We start from the raw sequence: 22,373 nt of genomic DNA on the forward strand, positions 1-22,373 counted from the left end.
GGTGACACCACTGTGGTGAGCCCACCCGTCGCAGGACCTCCACGTGACCTGCGACGGGTGGGTCGGCGCGATCCGGGTCAGCCGAGCTCGGTGTCGTAGAAGCAGAAATGATCCTTGATCTCCGCCACCTCGGGCTTGGGGTCGGGATAGGCCCAGACCAGATCGGCGGCGCCCGCGACCGACCAGTAGGCCGCGTCGCCCTTGAACGGACAGTGGGTGCTGGTCTGCGAGCGGGTCAGGAGCTCGACGCGTACGTCCTCGGGCGGCAGATAGTAGCGGACCGGGCAACCCGTCTCGCGCAGCACGACGGGCCTGCTGCTCTCGGCGAGCAGTTGTCCGTCCTTGACGACCCGTACGCGCTGACTGCCCTGCTCGATGCTGATGCGGTGTCCAGAAGTCATATCCATGTCAGCGCCCGACCGTACGGGCTTGTTCCCCCGCACATGCCGGGTCATCCGATCGGCGCATGAACGGCCGGAAGTCGTTGCTGACACCCCGGGCCAGCGGGGGCGAGTGCGCGCGGGCCGGTCCGTCCGTGGCGTTCCGCATCAGACGCTCCGCCGAGTGCTGCTCCGCGGCACGTAGTACGGACGGTTGTGGGCCGCTACCGGAGGCGACTGATGGGTCCACACCCCCCGGGCCGGGGCAGCACCGATCAGCGTGATGATGTCGGTACCGACGGGCGAACGGGGGGCAAGGACGGTCAATCGCACCCGTTCGGCGTCGGCTTCGGTCAAGGACGTGTACTGGTAGGGCTGATAGACGTTCATCGGACCGGCCAACGGTCGACCGGCACCATCGGTGCCGTAGCCGGTGATGGGCGTGTTGTTCACCGCAGTCCTGGGAACTCCGGTGAGATCGGCCCACAACGACAGCAGCGCAGGCGGTTCGCCCGTGGATCCCTCCTCCGCGACGGAAGGCGCGGCCTGCCGACAGACGATGTGCCAGAGGTCCGCCACCGGGCCGTTCGGCGACGGCAGGGTCACCTCGAAATCGCCCGGATACTTCGGCTCTCCGTAGAGCGCGGTGCCCGCCGCGATGGCCAAGGGGTTGTCACACAGCACATGGAGCCGGGCGATCCCCAACAGCTTGGTCTGGTCGTACCCCCGCGCGAACTGGTCGTACGACAACCGGGCGAGACGATCCGCGCTCGCCGTCGGGTAGGCGATCACGCTGTACTCGATCTCCTGGGTGATGCCGCCGCCGTTCGGATACTGGGCGAAGTACAGCTGATAGTTGAGCGTCGCACAGGCATGGCCGTCGAACTCGGCCACGCTCAGATCGGGATGGCGTTCGGCCAGTACCGAGCGCACCGGAGCAGGGTCGACCAGGAAGTCCACTCCGATGTTGTGCAGTGCACCGTAGTGGAAGGGCAGCAGATAGGGCGCCGCGACGGGTGGCAGATCCAGCTCGCTCATGCGTTGTCGTTCTCCTTGCCGATACGGGGGTTTCGGTACGGACCACGAGCCGAGAGGCGAATCGGCCCGTTGAGTGCGGTGAGGTCGCGGTGGATCCGTTCGGCACTGCGCAGGGTGATCGCAGCCATCGTGAGGGTGGGATTCGATGTGCCCAGCGAAGGCATGCTGCCGCACCCCACGGCGAAGAGGTTGGGATGGTCCCAGCAGCGCTGCCACGAGTCGACGACGGACGTGGCGGGCGAGGTCCCCATGATGTGGGTGCCTGCTCCATGCCCTGCGCCACGGTAGGCGTAGGGCCGGCCCTCGAACTCGAACCACCCCGGCTGGAAGGGACCGGGCTCGTACCTGCTGTGGTCCTCCGCGCCCAGCAGGGCGAAGATCTGGTCGGAGACGGACTTGGCGGCGACGATCCCCGCCTTCACATGGTCGGACAGGTCGTACGTCAACAGTGGGCGGGGATTGCCCAGCGGGTCGAACTGCCCCGGTGCGAGGGTCACCCGGTTCATGGGGTCGGCGCACTGCTCCATCTCGAACTGCAACGCGAACTGTCGACCGATCCGATTCCCCACGGCGTGCCGCAGCGCGGTGCCGAGCAGCCCGCGCCGGTCGCCACCGCCAGGGAAGGTCGGTCCTGCGTCCCGCAGCAGGGCCCTGACCTCGACGTCCGGCGCCCCGACGGCCCAGTTCCAACCCCAGTTGCCGATCTCGATACGGAAGGGCGCACGCACACCCCGGACCGGACCGAACCGGAACCCCTCCAGCCCGGAAGTCGAACCCGGTCCCCGGTACGGGCCGATCGGCTCAGGCAGCAATCCCCAGGTCAGCAGGACCGGATGGTCCATCAGATTGCGGCCCACCTGATCACTGGAGTTGGCGAGGCCGGAGGCGAGGAGGAGTCGGGCGTTCTCGATGGCATGGGCGGCCAGTACGACGATGTCCGCGCGAGCCGTGCACCGGGTGGCGCCGGTCGGTGAAGCCGGGTCGCCGTACCGCTGGTACTCGACACCGCGGATTCGCCCCACGGCATCCGGGATGAGCTGTCCCACCACCGCCCGGGTCACCAGGGCGACCGAGGGGCTCCACCGGGCCTGGGTGCGCCCCGGTGTGTACTTCGCTCCGGTGGGGCAGACCGGAATGCAACTCGCGCTGCCCTCGCACACCGGGCCGTGCGCTTCGGTGCTCGTGGTGTTGCGCGCCTGTGGGGTACCCACCACGCGGAGTTCCGTGGAACGGGTCGCGAACGGGTCCTGCACACAGTGCCCGTCCAATCCAACGGCCACCACCCGGTCGAGGTGGCTGGCGGGCACGGGGGAGTGGGGAAAGCCATACTCGTCGGGCAGGGGCAGGCCGACGAGATCCCGCTGCTCCTCCACATCGGCGGCCACGCCCAACTCCAGCTCGGCGGCCCGGTAGTGGGGCTCCAACGCCGCATAGTCGATGGGCCAGTTGCGCCCGTAGCCGAAGATTTCGGTGTCGAAGTCCTCCGGGTGCATACGAGGAGTGAGACCGGTCCACGCCGTACCGGTACCGCCATTGACCCTCAGATATCCGCTCGCATAGGGAAGCCGGCCGTTTTGGAGGAAGTATCCGTCGGTGCGGTATCCGCCGCCCGGATCACCGCGGAGGTCCAGCACATCGGGCGAGGGTGCCAGGGGGTTGGGAGCGATGGCCGCGCTCGGCACCTTGACCAGCGCCGAACGGAATCGCTCCACGTCCACGGCGGGCGCATCGGACCCATCGCCACGCCCTGCTTCGAGCACCAGGACCCGCCAGCCCCGGTCGCCCAGGCTCCGGGCGATGAGGGAGCCCGCAACACCCGCCCCCACCACGATCACATCGAAGTGCTCTGACGCGGTCAACGTTCCTCACCTCCGGTGGTTCCGGCCGGTGGCTCGCCCCACGACCCGTATCCGGGAGCGCCGGCACCCGGTGCGTGAGCGCCGAAGCTGCGCCACACCAACCCCTGTGCGTAGGCCCGACCGGAGATCACCGTGGGGGCCGTCTGGTGCTCGTGTCCGTCTGGGCACGGCCACACTCCCAGGTACCAGAGATGGCAGATCGAGCGGGCGAGTTCCCGTACGGGGCCTTCGTCGAGTTCGGCGCATCCATCGGCCGAGGCAGCGGTCAACTCGGTATAGAGCCCCGGGTCCACCTGTTGGCAGACCCATGAGTGGTAGACCCCCGCCATGGTGGTGCCGATGAGTTCGGCTGCGTTGAATCCGGTGAGGGTGACGGAGAGTTCGATGAACTGCTCGACGTCGACGAGTTGCTCGACGTCGACGAACTGCTCGATGTCGACGAATCGCTCGGCTTCGGTGGACTGCTCAACGTCGTTGGACTGCTCGACTTCGGGGGTCGCGGTCGAAGACGGGCCCTCGGCGTCGGGAAGGCTCACCCCGCACCTCGCTCATGGCGTCGGCGCCGGACTCTCGACGACATCGTCTGGAAACCCCTCTCCCCGCCAGTGCATCCCACCCCTGATGCATCAGCCGACATCCCTACCTCAGGAGTCGGGGATTCATGCGGGGAAATCTGGCTGATGGTGAGTGTTCGAACACCCTCGGTGTTCGGAGTGGGTTTCTCGGTCAGTGGTACTCGGACGGCACGCGCGATGGCGAGAGCGCAATCACCGCGTACGGCCCGCTACATGCCCCGCGGCGAGAAGGAGAAGCCGGAGCCGGACCCAGAAGCAGTGCGAGGTGCGTACGAGCGCCGGGGCGCACGATGGGGGTGGTGTATCCACGCCGCGCAAGCCCCACCCGGGAGCCAATGTGGACGGAACCGGGAGTCAGTGTGGACGGAAGGGGACAGTGCGTGACGGGTCAGGGCGACAGCAGGTGCGAGGGCGACGCGTTGCACAGGATGATCGATCGGGCGCCGAGTGCGGCACGCACCCGCGCCGTCGCTCAGAGCGATTCGTCGTCCGGGATGACGTGCACCGCCGCTTCCTCGGCCGAAGCCGCGGCCCCGTCGATGCCCACGTCCCACGCTAGGAGATCCTTCTCTGTGTCCTCGTGCGCGCCCTCGTCCGGGGCCACGAGGCGGCCGGCGCGGCGGTCTCCCACCTCGTCGTCGAGTGCCTCGCCGTCGGTGTCGGACGCATCGCCGATCCCGTCACCCTGCCAGGCGTCGGCTCCGGCGTCGGGTACTTCCTCCGCAAGCCTCTCGTCCAGTGTCTCGCCCTCGTGCTGCTCGCGCGCGGTGGTTCCGCTGCGCCCGACGCCGAGCGGGCGTTCGGGAGGGGACCAGCCCTCGTCGTAGGGGTCCACACCACGGTCGAGCAGGGTGTCCTCCGGGTCGAGCAGACCCTCGTCCTCGGGCACCTCGTTGTCATCCGGTGACGCCGGCTGGTAGACCTCGTCGCCCGCGGCGTCGTCGGGCACGTCCTTGCCGACCATGGTTACGCCTTCCTTCAGGAGTGCCCCGGAGATATGGGGCCGGGGCGGACGGGGCTCTGTTCCCATCGTCCACTGGATGGAGGCGGAGCGCACCCGACGCCCCGCTCACCAGGCCCCACCGGCATCGGGCCCGACAGGGCCAGGAACGCCTGGCCTACAGTTCGGCCGCCAGCTGGGCGCCGATGTCCTCGTGCAGCCGTAGCGGAAGCACGATGCGCCACCGCTGGGCCGCCTCGGTGGCCAGGTCCCGGCTCCACTGCCAACTCTTCCGGGCGGTGACGCGTACGTCCGCCTCCACCGCGCGGCACGTGGTGGCCGTGTACCGCTCCCGGTCCCCGGCGGGCAGGTCCTCTTCCAGCGCCCGGCTGGGGGTGAGCCAATGGGGCGTGGAGCCCCTCAGCAGCCGACACAGCTGGAGTTGTTGCGGAGCGATGACGGTGTGGAGGAGGGCGTGCGCCCGTGCGATTTCGCCGCGTGCCAGTACATGGGCCAGCATCAGGGTCCAGTTGGCGAGCTCGTCGGTCAACTGCTGTGCCGTGGCGACCGGCTCGGGCGGTTCGTACTCGGCGAGGGCTCGGGTCGCTGTGGTGAGTCGTCCGGTGCGATCGAGCAGGACCGCGCCGTCAGGGTCGGGAAAGTGCACGACTCCACGCCAGGACGTCATCTCGGCCACCCCCGAGCCCGCCGCCTCCACATGGAACTCCCCCCGCATCAGGTCGTCGAAGACCACGGCGAGGATGCCGTACATGTTGGTGTAGGCCAACTTGAGCGGGGCGAGTTGCTCCACGAACGCCCGTCCGTCGAAGGCGTCGGCATCAGCGTCATTGACGAAGAGGTACGCGTCGAGATCCGAATGGGCGTCCGCCTCGCCCAGCGTCCACGATCCATAGAGCAACACTCCCTCCAGCCGTGGGTCGGCGTGGGCGATGTCGCGCAGCAGGCTGATACGGGTGTCCAAGGCATGGGCAGATGAACGACGGGGCACGGGGGCTCTCTCTCTTCTGAGCTCGCCATGAAGACATGGCAACGAGGCCCGGCGGCCTGCCGGGCGATGATCTCGGACCGAAGTCAGCTGCTCAGGAAGCGCCCACGATCGGCATCATAGGCGAGGTGTGAGCGGAGGAGAGTCATGGCAGGCCGGAGCGCGTTGGATGCGCTCCGGCCCGGGTGGCGCGTCAGGGCTTGCGGGCAACCGCGGCGTAGCAGGAGGCGTCCGCATCGGTGATGGTCAACATGGGGTCATCCGGATCGGGGTGCCAACGGTGGGTGGGGACCAGACCGGGGGACAGCAGGTCCCAGCCGGTGAAGAGGCGGTGGACTTCGTCCCTGGTGCGGGGGCGCACATGGGTCCCCACCGCCGCATACGCGCGGGTCACCTGGGCGATGGCCTCGGGAGCGAAGTCCGGGGTGGCGTGGCTGATGGCCAGGGTGCTGCCTGACGGCAGCGCCTTCTTCACTTCGTCCACGACGGTGTGGGCGGCCTCCTCGTCAGGGAGGAAGTGCAGGAGGGCGATGAGGCTGACACCGATGGGTTCGGCGAAGTCCAGGGTCGTGCGCAGTGTCGGGTGGTCGAGGATTCGCTGTGGATCCCGGGCGTCGGCCTCCACATAGGTGGTGGTGCCGTCGGGGTGGCTGCGCAGCAGGGCACGGGCGTGCGCCAGGACGATCGGGTCGTTGTCGATGTAGACCACCCGGGCGGACGGAACGACCTCCTGGGCGATCTCATGGAGATTGGGCGAGGTGGGTATGCCGGTGCCGATGTCGAGGAACTGTCGGATGCCCAGCTCCGCAGCCAGATAGCGGGTGGAGCGGTGCATGAAGCGACGGTTGAGGCGGGCCGCGATGGGGGCCGAGGGGAAGGCTGCGAGGGCCTTGGCCGCCGCCTCGCGGTCCGCGGGAAAGTTGGTGATGCCACCGAGGTAGAAGTCGTACATCCGGGCTGAATGGGCGCGATCCATCGCCAGATCCAACGCGTCATCACTCATGTCGTCTCCCACGTGTCGGTTGTTGCCCATCCGCATTCGGTGTGTGGTACATACGCGCCCGGCCGGCCCGCTCGTACCCAGTGCACCCGCCGTGACGCGCCCTGGGCAAGAGGTGTGGCGCGCCGCTGTTGACCCAAGAGAGGCTTGTCGAAAGCCATGTGACGGATCGTCATCGCCGTACATGCCATCATATATTCACCTCCCGAGAAAAAGTTCGAGGGTCGTCTTGCACGAACGGGCGGTGCTTCCGGTTGGCTGAAGGTGGGAGAACTTCCCAACCGGTCACCGCCCTCCTGCGAGGGCCGGTCCGGTGTCCTGACACCCTCGAAGGAACTCAGTGCAAGTGTTCATCGTTCCCATCGCAACTCCCTCGGGGCGTAGCGGCGTTGGCGTCGAATCCCCCGTAGCGGCCCTCCTCGTGCAAGGAGTCGCCGCCGTATCCGGTGGAGCGAACCCAACGGCCCCGGCTCCGTCGGGCCTCGGCAAGCCGATGGCTCCTCCCGATGGAGCCCGCTCGTGAGCGATCCGCGCCTTCCCGTCGCCAGTGCCGCCGTCGTGCAGTCGCGATCAGTCACCTTCCAGGCGTTCCACACCTTCCACCGCAAGATGTGGATGCGCTACGCACACACCCAGGTCGGCGGTCGAGCGGTGGAGGCGGTCGTACAGGCCGCCTTCGCACGGCTACAACAGAACTGGGACCACGCCCTGCAACAGGAGTCCGTACCGCGGTACGCCTGGACCCTGCTCAAGGACGAGGTCGACACTTGGCTCGCGGCACGTGACCGTCAACCCCAACTGGTGGGAACCGCCGCCTTCTACCAAGCCATCCAGCGGGCGCGCTTTCAGGAACTCTGCGATGAATTCGCGGTGCTCAGCGAGGAGATCGGCCTCTACACGGCCATTTCGGAGCTGCCGGAACGCCAGCAGGACGTGATCGTCCTGCGGTTCGTCCTCAACTGCACGGAGGAGGAGACCGCCGACTTCCTCGGTATCCGGACGGGCACCGTCCGGTCCCATATCCGTCACGCACGCCGCAGGATCGCCACCGCCTTGCACATGCGACACGAGGACAGCGATTGATCGAGCCCGCCGACCCCATCCGCGTCGATGACGCCCTGCGCGATGCGCAGGTCCTCACCCACGAGTACGACGACTACGACACCGAAGCCGCGCTCGGTCGCCTCGGCACCCCCGCCCCACGATCCTCGCCTGATTCTCAGGAGGCACGCCAACCACTCAGCCGCACCGAACAGGCAGCCCACGACCTCGATCTGGCTGCCGCGCTGATCGTCGCTGCGCCACAGGCCGCCACCAGCTTGAAGCGCTTCCTCGACCACGAGCGCATCGACCCGGCCGGAGCGCTCGTCTTCGCGACGCTCCTCTACCTCGCGGGATACGTGGAGGGCGCCCAGTTCTGGTGGCAGTTCGCGGCGGGCTCCGGTGATGCCACAGCCGCCTTCTGTCTATTCCTCCTGCATGAGCAACAGGCCGAGTTCCGTGATGCACGGTACTGGCGCGACCAGGGCAAGGACCTGGTGCGAGGGCCCGGGGCTTCCCGTGAGCCCCGACGGTCGTGGCGCTTGTGGCGCTGGGTCCGGGGTCGTCGACAGCCCAGGCGTTCCGTGCCGCCCGGGCTGTTGCCCGAGAGCATCCGCTCCGACCTCATCATCCGTTGTCACCAGGGCGATCGACCCCTGTTGCCCCCGAGAGTGAGGGCACTCATCCACAGCCTCCCCGTCGAGTGCGACGACGAGGTCTTCGGGGAGATCCCCCGGCCGGACGATCGCCTCGCCTCGCTGGAACAGCACCAGTCCGCATGCCGAACCGAAACGACCCAGCCCGCCCGAGGAGGGGCTCTCATCATGGAATTCAGCCCGCGAGCGTTCTGAGCGCGCCCGGCAGGGCCGCGGTCAAGGTCGGAGACCGGGCCCTATGGATGGAAGGAGGCCGGCCCGCCCGTCAAGAAGGGCGGGGGAACGGCTGATCGTCCCTCACGCCTCACGCTCCGACCTGACCGGCCGCCCGGCGGCGTGACGCCCTGCCGAGTACCGCCCTGCCACCAGGAGAGGAACAGTGCTCCCCTCCGGTGGCAGGGCGATGTCAGTACCGACTGCCACGATGGTCGGATGACGCTCTCCGCTGCCATCACCCAGTACTGGGACGCTGCTGCATCCCGTTTCGACGAAGAACCGGACCACGGCCTACGAGCCCCGGAGACCCGCGACGCATGGTCGGGCCTCCTCAACTCCTGGCTGCCGTCCGCCCCGCTCGACGTGTTGGACGTCGGCTGCGGTACGGGATCCTTGTCCCAGTTGCTCGCGGAAGCCGGTCACCGGGTCACCGGGGTGGACCTGTCACCGCGGATGGTCGAACAGGCCCGGGGCAAGCTGGCGAGCGCGGGTCTGACCGGCCGCTTCCTCGTGGGTGACGCGGCTGCCCCGCCCACGGGGGACCAGCGGTTCGATGTCCTCCTCGCCCGCCATCTGATGTGGACCCTGCCCGATCCACAGGCCGCCCTGAGCGACTGGACCGGCCGGCTACGACCCGGCGGCCTGCTCGTCCTGATCGAGGGTCGTTGGCGCGAGTCAGAACCGAGCGCAACGCCCTACGGCACGGATGCGGAACCGCTGCCCTGGAACGGCGGCATCGGCGCCGAGGATCTGGCCGATGCGGTACGGCCCCTCGCCACCGCGGTGCGGATCGAACCGCTCAGTCACCATGCGGCCCTCTGGGGGCGATCGGTGACAGACGAGCGTCACGCGGTGATCGCCAAGGTATGAACCCATGACGCCCTTCAGCACCGGCGCGCAGGGTGGCGTGGTCATCGAGGGCGTGGGGCCTCAGCTGGAACCGTTGCCCGCTGCGGAAGGCGTGGTGGCAGGGGAGAACGGATCCGGAGTGCTGCCGCTCCAGCGGTAGAGCTCCGCGCGTCCGGTCTGACGGCTCGTCTCGCCCGTACCGACGGTGCCCGCCCGCGCGATGTAGAAGCGGCCGTCGTCCAGTGAGACCAACCCGTACTGCCCGCGTGCTCGATACCCGTACTGCCCGGTCATCTCGTCGTGGAGGCCCTGGGGGAGGAGGGAGAGGACCCGACCCACCTCGGGGCGGGCCTGGCCCTGGACCACCGACCAGGACGGCGCCTTGGACCCGTCGATGACGAAGAGGGAGTAGTTGGGATACGCCGCCTTCTTGCCCCGGTACACGGCCATGATCCAGTTGCCGCTGTGGGCGTCGTATTCGAGGTTCTGCACGCCGTACGTCGTGTTGCCGGTGTGGACGAAGAACTTGCCCTCGGGCGCGACGGGCCCACTGGTGTGGGGCGCACTCTCCAACAGGGGCTTCTCGTACTTCCGCCACGACCGCACGTCGTACTGCAACAGCACCTGGTGGTCGTTGTCGGTGCGGCCGGTGTGGGAGTAGACCCCGTACGCGACGGTGAGCTTCACCCGGTCCTTGCGCTCCATGGAGGGACCAAAAGCGATGCCGTCGATGCCGCTGCAACCGTAGCGGTGGTCCGCGGTGTCGGCGGTGTCGCCGTCGAAGACACCGTTGTGGTCGAGGTCGGCCGTGTAGTCCTCGGCCACTTCCTTGAGGTGGACCGTGGAGACGACTCCCGTGGACTGGGCGTCCATGTTCATCCGAGTGATGCTCTCGCCGTCGAAGACGGCGATGTAGAAGGCGGGCGCGTCCTTGTACTCCAGCGAGCCGTAGACCCGGCCGTCGTCCGGGTTGAAGTCCAGATCCCCAAGGTGGCCGGTGAATCCGGTCACCGAACCGATCGGATTGCCGCTCATATCGGTTCGGACCAGGAGGTCGGTGAAGGAGAAGTACATGAATCCCCGGGCGTGGTCGATGGCCATGCCCTGGAGGTGCCCCGACTGCCAGGTGCCGCCGTCGACGCTCACGGGCAGTGCCGCCGCCCGCTGCTCCGTCCGGATCGCCCCCGCCACGGGGGGTGCGCCCGCATGGGCGGGCCCCGCGTTCATCAAGCTGACCGATGCGAGGACGACGGATGTGAGTAGGTTGCCGATGAGCGCGCGAACGTGTCGTCGCATGAGTCCTCCGGGCTGCCGACGCCGGGGTGTCCGTGGATTCCCGACCTGCGCCGGCCACTCCCCTTCGTACCGGTTCTCGTGTACTACAGGCCCTCACATCGTGCCTGTCGCGCCGCAACCGCGCCCGTCGGCAATGGGCGGTCGACACATCCCCGACGGCCGGTCCATCCGGGGGTTGCGGACCGGGAAGTGCGATGGATACGCGCAGGTCCACGGCGGATTTCGGCCAATTCCGGATGCTCGTGCGGTCTGCGCGAAGATCACCGGGGGTCGGCTGCTCCGTTCGGGGTGCCTCGGCCGAGGGAGGCACCCCGAACGGAAGGGTGGAACTTTCGATCAGCGGGGCAGCAGCGCGCTGAGCGCCTTCTTGTCCATCTTCCCCAGCGGGGTGAGCGGCATCGTGTCCAGGACCGTCACCCGGTCAGGAGTCTTGTAGGCAGCGATCCCCCGTTCCTTCAGGAAGGCCGCCAAGTCGGCGCGAGTGGGAGCCTGACTGCCCTGCGAGACCACCACGAAGGCGACGGACGACTCGCCGAGGTCCTCGTCGGGGCAGGCGACCAGGGCGACGGAACGGATGGCCGGGTGGGCGAGGAGATGGCCCTCGACCTCCGTTGCGGCGATCTTCTCGCCGCCCCGGTTGATCTGGTCCTTGACCCGGCCGACCACGATGAGATGGCCGCTCGGGGTTCGGCGCACCAGATCGCCGGTGCGGTAGAAGCCGTCGCCGGTGAAGCTCTTGGTGTTGTGCTCGTCCGCGCGGTAGTAGCCGCGCAGGGTGTACGGGCCGCGGGTGAGGAGTTCGCCTGCCTCCCCTTCGGGCACCTCCTCGTCGGTGCCCGAGACGATCCGCACCTCATCGGCGGATGAGATCGGTTTTCCCTGTGTGGTGGCGAGGACGGTGGGCGGGTCGTCGAGGCGGGTGAGGCAGAGCAGTCCTTCGGCCATGCCGAACACCTGCTGGAGCGTGGCGCCGAAACCGTCGATGACCTGCCGGGCGGTGTCGTCCGCGAGTCGGGCGCTTCCGATCTGGAGGATGCGCAGACCGGACAGGTCCACTGAGGTGGCTTCGGCCTCGTCCAGCCAGACCGGCGCGAGTTGAGGGTTGATCGCGGTGATCGTCACCCCGTGGCGCTCGATCAGTCCGAAGCAGTACGAGGGGTCAGGATTGCTCGCCATGACAACGGTTCCGCCCACGCTCAGCGCGCCCAGGACGCCCGGGCAGTTCCAGGTGTAGTTGAAGGCGATGGGCAGGGCGGCCAGATAGACCGTGTCCGGCCCGAGATGACACACCTCGGCGGCTGCCCGAGCGTTGTACTGGTAGTCGTCGTGGGTCCGGGGGATGAGCTTGGGAAGTCCCGTGGTGCCTCCCGACAGCAGGAGGACGGCGATGTCCCCCGGGACCGCCGATGAGGTGACGGGTACTTCGTCAGAAGGAGAGTCCTCCAGGTCGGCGAAGCGGACGAAGTCGCTATGTTTTCCGGGGTCGCCGACCACGATGACGTGCTGGAGTCGCGGAGACTCGGCGCGTACCGCGGCAGCGAGCTCCCGGTGGTCGAACTGGGCGTGTTCATCCGGTATGACGTAGGCGGTCGCCTCGGAGAGGGCGGCCAGATGGGTCATTTCGCTACGACGGTGGCCGGGCTGGGTGTGCACGGGGACCGCGCCCAGGGTGATCAGCGCGAACCAGGTGATCACGAACTCGACGCGGTTGGGGAGTTGGAGCAGTACTCGGTCGCCGTCGGCTATGCCGAGCCTGCGCAATCCCCGTGCCACGGCATGGGACCGGTCGGCGAGTTCGGTGTAGGTGAGTCGGGTGCGATCGTCGATCACTGCCGTGCGGGAGCCGAAGTCCCGTACGAGGGACGCCAGTAGTTCGGGGTAGGTAGTGCCCTGCCATAAGCCTTCCGTGCGATAGGAATTCGCGGCTTCGGAAGGCCACTCGGTCAGGTCGATCGGCATCGTCAAGGCTCCTCATCTCACCGCGGATTTGACGCCGCGGCAGTCCGGATGGGCTCTTGAAAGGTAAGGCTAACCTAACTTACGGTGCTCTCACATGCATGTAGTCGAGGTCTTGATGGAGAGCTTGTGGACAGTTCATGCCCCAGCCTTGAAGAGATCCGAGGATTAGCCGCTCAGGCACTGCGGCTCGATCCGCAGTCGGTGGCCTTCGATGACAACCTGGTCGAACGCGGACTTGATTCGATCCGGATGATCAAATTGGCGGCGCGCTGGCGACGCACCGGTGCCGATGTCACTTTCGCCGACCTCGCACTGAAACCAACCGTGCGGTCCTGGTACGCACTGCTGGCCGCGGGCACCGCCTCGCCACGGCCGGACACCGCCGCGCAACCCAGGGCGGACGACACAGAACCATTCGGGCTCGCGGTCATGCAACACGGCTACTGGATCGGACGCGGCGACGACCAGGCGCTCGGGGGTGTCGCCGCCCATCTCTACGCCGAGTTCGACGGGCACGACATCGACCCCGACCGCATGGAGCGCGCGGTCGACCGACTCGTACGCCGTCACGGAATGCTGCGCAGCCAGTTCCTCGGCGACGGCACCCAACGCATCCTCGACCGGCCGGGTCTGCCGGTGTGGGAACTGACCGATCTGCGCACGGCTGACGCGAGCCTGGTGGCCGACCGGCTCGCCGAGATCCGAGAACACAAGACGCACCAGCGAATGCCCGCCGAACTCGGCAAGATACTCGACATATCGCTGACCCTCCTCCCCGAGGGGCGCACCCGACTCCACGTCGATGTGGACATGCTCGCGGCAGATGCCCTGAGTTACCGCATCTTCCTGGCCGACCTCGCGCGCTTCTACCAGAGCGACGCGGAGGACAGCTCCCCGCTCACCTACGCCTATCAGCACTACCTCAGCGACTACGCGGCCCTGAACGCGAGTGCGGTGGAGCGCGAGCGCTCCTGGTGGGAGGAGCGCGTACCCACGCTCCCCGACGCACCCGCGCTACCCCTCGTACCGGAATCGGAGCGTGCGGACCCGCTGCGCACCGTCCGCTACGAGCACTGGTTGGACCCCGAGCAGAAGAAGCGGCTCATCGACCGGTCCCATGCGCACGGGGTGACCCCGGCCATGGTCCTCGCCTCCGTCTTCGCCGAGATCGTCGGGCACTGGTCGAGCCGGCAGCGCTTCCTCCTCAACCTGCCGCTGTTCAACCGCGAACCGACCCACGGCGATGTCGAACACATGGTCGGGGACTTCAGTAGCTCGGTCCTCCTCGATGTCGACCTGACCGCCCCCGCCACCCTGACCGAACGTGCCCGGTCCCTCCAGCAGAGTCTGCACACCAGTGCCTCGCACGCCGCCTATCCGGGGCTTGACGTCCTCCGCGACCTCGGGCGGTACCGCGGGGAGCCCGTGCTGGCCTCGGTCGTCTACACCAGCGGCCTCAACCTCGGCGAACTGTTCGCGGACGAGGTCCTCACCACCCTGGGTGAGCCGGTGTGGATCATTTCCCAGGGTCCTCAGGTGGTCCTCGACGCCCAGATCGTGGAGCTGCGGGGCGGTCTCCTGCTCAACTGGGACGTACGTGCCGAGGCGTTCCCCGACGGCATGATGGACGCGATGTTCGCCTGGCACCGCGACACCATCGAAGCGCTGTTGGCCGACGAAGCGAGCTGGGACCGACCGGTCATCGACTCCCTGCCGGCCGGACAGGCGGAAGCGCGCCGCAAGGCCAACGACACCGTGCGTCCCGTGTCCGGGCGCACCCTGCACGAAGGCTTCTTCGCCCATGCCGCGACCGCTCCCGAGGCCACCGCGGTACTCGGCAGCGGCCAGGAGAGCCTCAGCTATGCAGTGTTGCGCGATCGCTCCCTACGGGTGGCCGCAGCGCTCGCCGCGGCCGGGGTACGAGCCGGGGACACGGTGTCGGTCCAACTGCCCAAGGGCCCGGACCAGATCGTCGCCGCCCTCGGAGTCCTGGCGGCGGGGGCCGCGTACGTACCCATCGGCGCCGACCAACCCGACGCGCGCCGCGAGCGCATCCAGGACATCGGAGCAGTCGACTTCGCGCTGACCGCGGAGCCGACCACACAATCCGGTCCGCGCTCACTGGCCCTCGTCGAGGCCGAGCGCGCGAACCCCCTCGACGGGCCCGTGCCCGTCCAACCCGAACAGATCGCCTATGTGCTCTTCACCTCCGGTTCCACCGGCGAGCCCAAGGGCGTGGAGGTCTCCCACGCGGCAGCGATGAACACCATCGACGCTCTCAACGAGCGGTTCGGCATCGGTCCGCAGGACCGTTCGCTCGGGCTGTCCGCCCTGGAGTTCGACCTCTCCGTCTACGACGTCTTCGGGCTGCTCTCGGAAGGCGGCAGTGTGATCGCGGTCGACGACGCGACCCGTCGTGACGCCGATGCCACCGCGGCGCTGGTCCGTACCCACCGTCCGACGGTGCTCAACTGCGTACCCTCGCTCCTCGACATGCTCCTGGAAGCCGGTACCGGCCCGGAGGGCCTCTCCGACGGGCTCAGGGTGGTGCTGCTCGGCGGCGACTGGGTCGGCGCGGATCTGCCCGGCAGGCTCAAGGCACAGCTCCCGGGGGCGAGGTTCGCGGCGCTCGGCGGCACCACCGAGACCGCCATCCACTCCACCGTCTGCGAGGTGGAGGGGCCGGCACCTGCCCATTGGCGGAGCGTGCCCTACGGCGTGCCCCTGGCCAACGTCGCCTGTCGAGTCGTCAATGAACGCGGCCTCGACTGCCCGGACTGGGTGGGCGGTGAGCTGTGGATCGGCGGGCGCGGTGTCGCCCAGGGTTACCGGGGGGACCCGGCACGCACGGCCGATCGATTCGTCGACCACCAGGGCGGGCGCTGGTACCGCACCGGAGACCTCGCCCGCTATCTGCCCGACGGCAGCCTGGAATTCCTCGGCCGGCGCGACGAACAGGTGAAGATCCGCGGCTATCGGATCGAACTGGGCGAGGTCGAGTCGGCCCTGCGATCGGTCGACGGGGTGCGCCAGGCGATCGTCGAGCGTATCGACGCCACCGTGCCCAGCCTCGCCGCGGTGGTGAGCCTCGACGAACCGATCGGCACGCAGGAACAGGAGGAGGAGGCGTCCGGGGCATCCGCGGAGTGGGACAGCGCCATCCGTGCCGCTCTGGCCGAGCGACTGCCGCCCTACATGGTGCCGGACCGGATCGACATCCTCGACGCGATCCCCCTGACACCCAACGGCAAGATCGACCGCCGGGCGGTACGTCGACTGCTGACGGGCGGAGCCACCCCCAAGAACGTCTACCGCGCTCCGCAGAACCCCCTGGAAGGTGCCCTCGCCCACATCCTCGCCGAAGTCCTCCGGCTCGACCGGCTCGGCATCGATGACGACTTCTTCGCCAGCGGCGGTGACTCGGTACTGGCGACCGGGGCGATCGCCAGGGTCCGCGAGTGGCTGGACACCACCGAGGCCGCGGTCTCCGACCTGATGGCCGCCCGCACCGTGGAAGCACTGGCGATCCGGCTGGCCGAACGGCAATCGACGCCGGGCAGACTGGAGCAGGTGGCCGAGGTCTATCTCGACGTCGCGGCCCTCACCGACGACGAGGTCACCGACGAGGTGGCGAACTGATGCCGGAAGTCCTGCTGAAGGGCGGCCCCGTCGAATACCTGAGGATCGAGGGGGATCCCGATCTGCCGGCGCTGGTGCTGCTCCACGAGGGGCTCGGATGCGCCGCGCGCTGGCGCAGGTTCCCCGCGCAACTCGCCCGGACGACCGGTCGTACCGTCGTCACCTTCTCCCGTCACGGCTACGGCGGGTCCTGGCCCTTCGACGGCCCGTTCCCGGTGAGCTACCTCCACGACCAGGCCCGCGGCCCGCTCCTGGAGTTCCTGGACGCGCTCGGCCTCACCTCGCCCGTACTGGTGGGCCACAGCGACGGCGCTTCGATCGCCCTCGTGCACGCCGCCGAACAACCCGTCTCCGGACTGGTCCTGATGGCGCCGCACGTCATCGTGGAGCCGAGGACGCTGGAAGGCATCCGCGCCACCGCCGAGGAATTCGCCACGGGGGGCCTCGCGGCCCGCCTCGCGGTCTTCCACGACGACCCGGCCACCGTCTTCGAGCGGTGGAGCACGGTGTGGCTGTCCGAAGGGTTCCGCGACTGGTCCGTCACCGAGCTGCTCCCCCTGGTGGACTGCCCCGTCCTCCTGGTGCAGGGCGAGGACGACCCGTACGGCACCCGACACCAGCTCGACACGGTGGTCGAGGGGGTGAGCGGTCCCGTGCGGCGCCTCGACTTACCGGACTGCGGGCACGAACCGCACCGGGAGCGCGCCACCGAGGTGCTCGCGGCGATCGTCGAGATGCTGCCGTCATGGGGATCCGCGCAACTCCACGGGGGAGTCGATCGATGACGGACGACTCCTGGTTGCAACCCTTGCGCGCCCCGGGCGTCGATGCGACCGAGCACCGTGCGCGGCTCGTGTGCTGGCCGCACGCGGGCGGCTCGGCCGCAGCCTTCCACTCCCTGGCCGGGGCCCTCCCCGGTGTGGACGTGAGAGCCGTTCAACTCCCGGGCCGAGGTGTCCGAATGGCCGAGGAGCCGGTCCTCGCACCCGGCCAGGCGCTCGCCGGCGTGCTTCGGGCCCTGGCCGGGCTGCCGACCGTCGACGGTCCGTTGGCGCTGTTGGGACACAGCATGGGGGCGGCGATGGCACATGCCCTCGCCGCCCGGATCGACCCGGATCTGCTGGTCCTGTCCGCGTGGCCCGCCACCGACCGGGGAGCGCACCGCCCCGGTCGAACCCCGTCGGAGCTCGTGGACTTCGTCCGTCTGCTCGACAGTCCCGGGACCGATGACCTGGAGGAGTCCGATGTGATCGACTACCTGCTCCCGCCGCTACGGGCGGACCTGGCCCTGGGGGACGCACTGGAGCCACCGCGCACCGTCCCCCAGGTCAAGGCACCCGTCCTGCTGGTGTACTCCGACGACGACCCGGCCATCCCCCCTGCCGACGTGCTCGCCTGGTCCGAGCTAGTGGACGTGCGCCAACGGTTACGCCTGCCGGGCGGCCACTTCGCGCTCTTCCACGAGACGCACACCGTCGCGGCGGCGATCGAAAGCCTCCTCGGCGAGGGCCGAGCGGCGAAGGCGGGTGACCCGCGGTGAGCACCTCACGACAGGACACGGCCCGACAGGAACTCCTGCGCCGCCGCCTGCAAGCCCTGAAACTCGCCGATGACACCTCGTCGAGCAGGGCGATCCGCCCTCGCGACGATCCACACCGGGCGCCCCTGTCCTTCGCCCAGCGGCGCATGTGGCTGCACCAGCAGGTCAATCCAGACAGCAGCGCCTACAACGTCAGCATCCAACTCACCTTCGAAGGGTCAGTCGACCGCCGCGCACTGGAGAGCGCACTCGCGGGTGTCGCACAACGCCAGGAACTGCTCAGGACCACCTATCACACCGACGACGAAGGTCACCCCTACCAGCAGATCCACACCTCACTCCCACCACCCGTACGGTGGCTGGAGACCACAGGCGAGGAGATCGACGAACCGGCCGCCGCAGAAGCCGCCGCCCCCTTCGACCTCGCCCGCGGTGGCCCCATCAGGTTCCTGCTGGCGAAGGCGTCGGACGAACTGTTCTTCCTCGTGGTGACCGTGCACCACATCATCTGGGACGGACTCTCGTTCGCGGCCCTGAGCGCCGACCTCACCGCACTGTACGAGCAGGCGCTCCACGGCAGCGAACCCACGCTGCGCCCCCTACCGGTGCAGTACGCCGACTTCGCCGTCTGGGAGCAGCGCAACTGGTCGGAGGCCGCACACCAGGAGACGCTCGACCACTGGCGCCGCCGCTTCACCCCCCTCCCGGCACGACCACCCCTGCTGACGGCACGGCCGGGCGAGGCCGGAGACGGGGAACGGGCCGGACGGGTGGACCGCCGCATGCCCGACGCCGCCGCCCAGGGCCTGCGCAAACTCGCCAGTGAGCACGCCACCACCGTCTTCACGGTCTACCTCGCCTGCCAACTGCTGGTCCTGCACCGCTACACCGGTGCCACCGATCTCACCCTGGGCACCACGGCGATGAACCGGGACACCTCCGGCGTGGAAGGTCTCGTCGGAAACTTCGGCAACACCCTCGCGTTGCGGTTCAACCTCGACGGTGACCCGGACTTCGGCGAACTGCTCACCCGGGTGCGAGGCACCTGCGAAACCGCCTACCAGCACCAGGGGTACCCGTACGACCTCCTGGTGGAGCGGCTGCGACCATCGGGCGAGCCCGACCGGCCCGTACTCTTCGACTCCCTCGCCCTCTTCCTCTCCCAAGAGGTGAGCGGGCCCCGACTGCCCGGTACCAAGGCCCGCTGGCAGACGGTCTTCACGGGCGCGACCGCGTTCCCCTTGGCGATCCAGGGATTCCTGACCGACGAGGGTCTCGACATCGAGGCGACCTACGCCGCCGCCCTGTTCGACCAGCGGACCGTCTCCGACATGGTCGACCTCGTGGGCGAGACGATCACCAGGGCCGCCAGGCAGCCCCGTGCCCGGGTGAGCAAGCTCATCGACCCCACCGAGTCAGAACGCGCGCCCCTCCTGGCGCGTGGGGCCGGGGAACGGACGGATGCACCCCCCGCACTGCTGGACGACTTCACACAGCGCACGGTCCTGCACCCCGAAGCCACCGCACTCATCTGCGGTGGCCAGCAGTACAGCTACCGTTGGCTCAGGGACCGGGCCCGTGCGCTGACCGCCCGACTGAAGGCACTGGGCGCCGCGCCGGAGAGCACGGTCGCCCTGGTGCTGCCGCGCTCACCGGACCTGGTCGCGGCGGTCCTCGCAGTGCTGGGCGCAGGGGCGGCCTATGTACCGGTCGACCCCGCCTATCCGGCCGACCGGGTGCGGTTCATGCTGACCGACAGCGCACCCACGGCGGTGCTCACCACGGCGTCGCTCGCCGCTGACCTGCCGGACGGTACTGCTCCGCTGCTGCTCCTCGACGATCTGGACGCCACGGGCACGGTCACGGCCACCGCGTCGGATGAGACCTGGCCACGGCCGAGCCCGCCGGAGGCCGCGGCCTGGATCGGATACACCTCCGGCTCGACCGGGCGCCCCAAGGCGGTCGTCAACTCCCGCGGTGCGCTGGCGAGCCGAATCCAGTGGGCCGGGCACCTCTGGCCCCTCGACGAGGGAGAGGCACGCCTCGCCAAGAGCTCGCTCACCTTCATCGACGGCACCACGGAGATCCTGGAGACCCTGTCCGCTGGCGGCATCCTGCTGCTGGCCGACGACACGGAGAGCCGCGACGGACAGGCCCTCACCCAGCTGATCGCCGCCCACGGCGTGCGGCACATGATGGCCGTCCCCAGCCTGCTGCGCGGCATCGCCGCCACCCCGGGCGCCTTCGACGGGATGACCCGGGTGGTCTCCACCGGTGAGCCGCTGTCCGCGAAGCTCGCGGCGGAGTTGAGCGCAGCGGTTCCCCCGGGGGCGCTCGCCAACTCCTACGGCTGCTCGGAACTGGCCGGAGATGTGGTGGCGGGCGCGGTGCCCGGCACGGCGAACACCGCCGTCCCCATCGGTCGACCCGTGCCGAACACCTCCGCCTACGTCCTCGACGACCGGCTGCGCCTCGCCCCCGACGGGGTGATCGGCGAGTTGTACATCGGCGGAGCGCAACTGGCCCGTGGCTATCGCGGCCAACCCGTCCTGACCGCCGAACGCTTCGTCGCCCACCCCTTCGCCAGGGGCGAGCGCCTCTATCGAACCGGCGACCTGGCCCGCTGGCACGGAACCGAGTTGGAACTCCTCGGCCGCCGGGACGATCAGGTCAAGATCCGCGGGCAGCGGGTGGAACTCGGTGAACTGGCTGCCGTCGCCCGTGCCGCGCCCGGGGTGGGCGACGCGGTCGTGATCACCCGACCGGGGCCCGGGGACTCGCTCCAACTCGTCCTCTACGTCACCCCGCGGTCCGCGGGGCAGGAAGCCCCTCCCTCCCACGACTCCCGCGCCCTGCGGGCCCATCTGGAGCGCGCCCTGCCCGCGGCCCTGCTGCCGTCGGCGATCGTCCCGCTCCCCGTCCTGCCACTCCTGCCCAACGGCAAGGTGAACCGCCTCGCGCTTCCTGTCCCGGCTGCTGACGTCCCCGCCACCCACCGGGCCCCGAGCACCCCGGCGGAACGTGCCCTGTGCGCCGTGGTCGACCAGGTGCTGGAACGGGACGGTTCGACCTGTGGACCCGATGACGACTTCTTCGCGCTGGGCGGCGACAGCATCACCGCCATCTCGTTCGTCGCCAAGGCCACTCGGGCGGGCTTCCCCTTCTCCGTACCGGACGTCTTCGAGCATCGGACGGTGGCCGGCCTGCTCGACGTCGGGCACTCCGGTACCGGGTCCGTCACCACACCGGTTGCGCTGCCGATCGCCGCACACCGGTTGCGACGCTCCGGAGCCACGGCGGGCGAGTACGTCACATCCTCGTGGTGGCGACCCGGAACCGCGGTGACCCTGCCCGATCTGGAACGTGCCCTGCGGAGCGCGGCCAGTCGACACGAGGCACTGCGGCTGGTCCTCGACACCCGACGCAAGACCTTGTGGCGGGCGTCGATCCGGTCCGCGCCGGGTGAGGGACCGCTGGCGTCCATCGCTTCGGGCTCCCTCGACGAAGCGGTGGCCGTGGCGCGTGCCCAGGTGGCCGTGGCCCGTGGACAGGTGCTGCACGCCGTGCTCGCCCCCGGCCCCACCATCGTCCTGGCGGCCCATGCGCTGGCCGTCGACGACACCTCACTCGATCTGCTGCGGTTGGAGATCAGCGCCTTCCTGGCGGGGGAGGAACCGAAGGGGGAGGGCACGCACTGGCCCCGCCCGCCCGAGGCGACCCCCGGCCCGTGGGCCGAGCCCCTGCGCCAGGCGACCGCCCTGTGGCCCCAACCCGGGGAGCCGGGCACCACCCGCACCCATCTCTGGGTGCGCACCCGGTCGTCGTGCAGCGAACACGAGACGGTGGGCGCCTGGCTGTACGCCCTGCGTCGATGGCTGGACACCGAGGTCGCGGTGACCGACCGTCTGCTGCGTCCCGCACCGACGGATGCGATCGGGCCCCACTCCTGGCGACATCCCGTGCACGCCACGGCGGGTGACACCGTGGCGACCCTCGCGGATCGGGACCGTGCCCTGGCGGCGACCGCAGGGGGATACGAGCCCTACCGCTACACCACCACGGCGGGACGGCGCGCCTTCACCGGACTGCCGGAGGCAAACACGCTGATCAGACCAGGAGTCAAACCCACCGAGGGTGAACGGTTCACCGACACCGTGCGCGGTCTGGAGCGCTTCTACTCGTTTGTCGCGTGCTTCGACGGCCGCGGCGGTGTGGGTCTGGCAGCGGACCCCGCCGCACTCTCGGCCGCCGACGGCCTGCTCCACGACTGGGTGACCGCTCTGGAAGGCTGAGGGCTGTCCCGGGATGCTCGCCGGGTTCGCACCGCGGGTTACGAGCGAGTGCGAAAGCTCGCATCGGGGCCGGACGAGGCGTCCGGC

General features: G+C 69.1%; 16 protein-coding genes. 7 read left to right on the top strand and 9 right to left on the bottom strand.

Features of this window, described 5'->3' with window-relative positions:
* Positions 1-77 precede the first annotated feature (77 nt).
* The 7 genes from ACFXJL_RS26935 to ACFXJL_RS26965 all read right to left on the bottom strand — a co-directional run bounded on the left by ACFXJL_RS26935 (position 78) and on the right by ACFXJL_RS26965 (position 6,801).
* Complete coding sequence (locus ACFXJL_RS26935; RefSeq protein ID WP_384641004.1) at positions 78-407, bottom strand: DUF427 domain-containing protein; 330 nt, start codon at positions 405-407, stop codon at positions 78-80.
* A 141-nt stretch (positions 408-548) separates the two neighbouring features.
* A complete protein-coding gene (locus tag ACFXJL_RS26940; protein ID WP_384696539.1) occupies positions 549-1,418 on the bottom strand; it encodes a hypothetical protein in 870 nt (289 codons plus the stop codon).
* Complete coding sequence (locus ACFXJL_RS26945; protein WP_384696542.1) at positions 1,415-3,277, bottom strand: GMC family oxidoreductase; 1,863 nt, start codon at positions 3,275-3,277, stop codon at positions 1,415-1,417. Before ACFXJL_RS26945 ends, ACFXJL_RS26940 begins: the two co-directional genes overlap by 4 nt.
* Positions 3,274-3,813 carry a hypothetical protein gene (locus ACFXJL_RS26950; RefSeq protein WP_384696545.1) on the bottom strand — a complete coding sequence of 180 codons (540 nt, stop codon included), beginning with the start codon at positions 3,811-3,813 and terminating at the stop codon, positions 3,274-3,276. Before ACFXJL_RS26950 ends, ACFXJL_RS26945 begins: the two co-directional genes overlap by 4 nt.
* Before the next feature lie 511 nt (positions 3,814-4,324).
* A complete protein-coding gene (locus ACFXJL_RS26955) occupies positions 4,325-4,816 on the bottom strand; it encodes a DUF5709 domain-containing protein (RefSeq protein ID WP_384641134.1) in 492 nt (163 codons plus the stop codon).
* Between the two features lie 154 nt (positions 4,817-4,970).
* Positions 4,971-5,774 carry a nucleotidyltransferase domain-containing protein gene (locus ACFXJL_RS26960; protein ID WP_384696548.1) on the bottom strand — a complete coding sequence of 268 codons (804 nt, stop codon included), beginning with the start codon at positions 5,772-5,774 and terminating at the stop codon, positions 4,971-4,973.
* 217 nt (positions 5,775-5,991) lie between these two features.
* Positions 5,992-6,801, bottom strand: a complete 810-nt coding sequence (locus tag ACFXJL_RS26965) for an SAM-dependent methyltransferase (protein WP_384696551.1) — start codon at positions 6,799-6,801, stop codon at positions 5,992-5,994.
* A gap of 516 nt (positions 6,802-7,317) precedes the next feature.
* Here ACFXJL_RS26965 and ACFXJL_RS26970 point away from each other — a divergent pair.
* From ACFXJL_RS26970 to ACFXJL_RS26980, 3 genes are all read left to right on the top strand, one after another.
* Positions 7,318-7,881, top strand: coding sequence for a sigma-70 family RNA polymerase sigma factor (locus tag ACFXJL_RS26970; protein WP_358880429.1), 564 nt, complete (start codon positions 7,318-7,320; stop codon positions 7,879-7,881).
* A complete protein-coding gene (locus ACFXJL_RS26975) occupies positions 7,878-8,690 on the top strand; it encodes a glycoprotein (RefSeq protein WP_384641021.1) in 813 nt (270 codons plus the stop codon). Before ACFXJL_RS26970 ends, ACFXJL_RS26975 begins: the two co-directional genes overlap by 4 nt.
* Before the next feature lie 237 nt (positions 8,691-8,927).
* Positions 8,928-9,581 carry a class I SAM-dependent methyltransferase gene (locus tag ACFXJL_RS26980; protein WP_384696556.1) on the top strand — a complete coding sequence of 218 codons (654 nt, stop codon included), beginning with the start codon at positions 8,928-8,930 and terminating at the stop codon, positions 9,579-9,581.
* A 60-nt stretch (positions 9,582-9,641) separates the two neighbouring features.
* Here ACFXJL_RS26980 and ACFXJL_RS26985 read toward each other — a convergent pair whose 3' ends face one another.
* Complete coding sequence (locus tag ACFXJL_RS26985; protein ID WP_384696559.1) at positions 9,642-10,856, bottom strand: hypothetical protein; 1,215 nt, start codon at positions 10,854-10,856, stop codon at positions 9,642-9,644.
* A gap of 336 nt (positions 10,857-11,192) precedes the next feature.
* Positions 11,193-12,815: a (2,3-dihydroxybenzoyl)adenylate synthase gene (locus ACFXJL_RS26990; protein WP_384641030.1), complete on the bottom strand. Its 1,623-nt coding sequence runs from the start codon at positions 12,813-12,815 to the stop codon at positions 11,193-11,195.
* 126 nt (positions 12,816-12,941) lie between these two features.
* Between ACFXJL_RS26990 and ACFXJL_RS26995 the strand changes: the two genes are divergently transcribed.
* The 4 genes from ACFXJL_RS26995 to ACFXJL_RS27010 are packed head-to-tail and all read left to right on the top strand — an operon-like array spanning position 12,942 to position 22,286.
* A complete protein-coding gene (locus tag ACFXJL_RS26995) occupies positions 12,942-16,454 on the top strand; it encodes an amino acid adenylation domain-containing protein (RefSeq protein ID WP_384696562.1) in 3,513 nt (1,170 codons plus the stop codon).
* Complete coding sequence (locus ACFXJL_RS27000) at positions 16,454-17,239, top strand: alpha/beta fold hydrolase (protein WP_384696565.1); 786 nt, start codon at positions 16,454-16,456, stop codon at positions 17,237-17,239. The genes ACFXJL_RS26995 and ACFXJL_RS27000 overlap by 1 nt, the downstream gene beginning before the upstream one ends.
* The gene (locus tag ACFXJL_RS27005; protein WP_384696568.1) at positions 17,236-17,994 is read left to right on the top strand and encodes a thioesterase II family protein; all 759 of its coding nucleotides are present in this window, start codon (positions 17,236-17,238) and stop codon (positions 17,992-17,994) included. The genes ACFXJL_RS27000 and ACFXJL_RS27005 overlap by 4 nt, the downstream gene beginning before the upstream one ends.
* Complete coding sequence (locus ACFXJL_RS27010; protein WP_384696571.1) at positions 17,991-22,286, top strand: amino acid adenylation domain-containing protein; 4,296 nt, start codon at positions 17,991-17,993, stop codon at positions 22,284-22,286. The genes ACFXJL_RS27005 and ACFXJL_RS27010 overlap by 4 nt, the downstream gene beginning before the upstream one ends.
* Positions 22,287-22,373: the final 87 nt, after the last annotated feature.

It is taken from the genome of Streptomyces sp. NPDC059256 (genome assembly GCF_042753785.1).
Lineage (GTDB): Bacteria > Actinomycetota > Actinomycetes > Streptomycetales > Streptomycetaceae > Streptomyces.

What these genes read in the sequence shown, in the direction of transcription:
- ACFXJL_RS27005 (WP_384696568.1), top strand. Translation starts at nt 17,236, where the DNA reads ATGACGGACGACTCCTGGTTGCAACCCTTGCGCGCCCCGGGCGTCGAT.
- ACFXJL_RS26955 (WP_384641134.1), bottom strand. Translation starts at nt 4,816, where the DNA reads ATGGTCGGCAAGGACGTGCCCGACGACGCCGCGGGCGACGAGGTCTAC.
- ACFXJL_RS26990 (WP_384641030.1), bottom strand. Translation starts at nt 12,815, where the DNA reads ATGCCGATCGACCTGACCGAGTGGCCTTCCGAAGCCGCGAATTCCTAT.
- ACFXJL_RS26980 (WP_384696556.1), top strand. Translation starts at nt 8,928, where the DNA reads ATGACGCTCTCCGCTGCCATCACCCAGTACTGGGACGCTGCTGCATCC.
- ACFXJL_RS26935 (WP_384641004.1), bottom strand. Translation starts at nt 407, where the DNA reads ATGGATATGACTTCTGGACACCGCATCAGCATCGAGCAGGGCAGTCAG.
- ACFXJL_RS26965 (WP_384696551.1), bottom strand. Translation starts at nt 6,801, where the DNA reads ATGAGTGATGACGCGTTGGATCTGGCGATGGATCGCGCCCATTCAGCC.
- ACFXJL_RS27000 (WP_384696565.1), top strand. Translation starts at nt 16,454, where the DNA reads ATGCCGGAAGTCCTGCTGAAGGGCGGCCCCGTCGAATACCTGAGGATC.
- ACFXJL_RS26985 (WP_384696559.1), bottom strand. Translation starts at nt 10,856, where the DNA reads ATGCGACGACACGTTCGCGCGCTCATCGGCAACCTACTCACATCCGTC.
- ACFXJL_RS26940 (WP_384696539.1), bottom strand. Translation starts at nt 1,418, where the DNA reads ATGAGCGAGCTGGATCTGCCACCCGTCGCGGCGCCCTATCTGCTGCCC.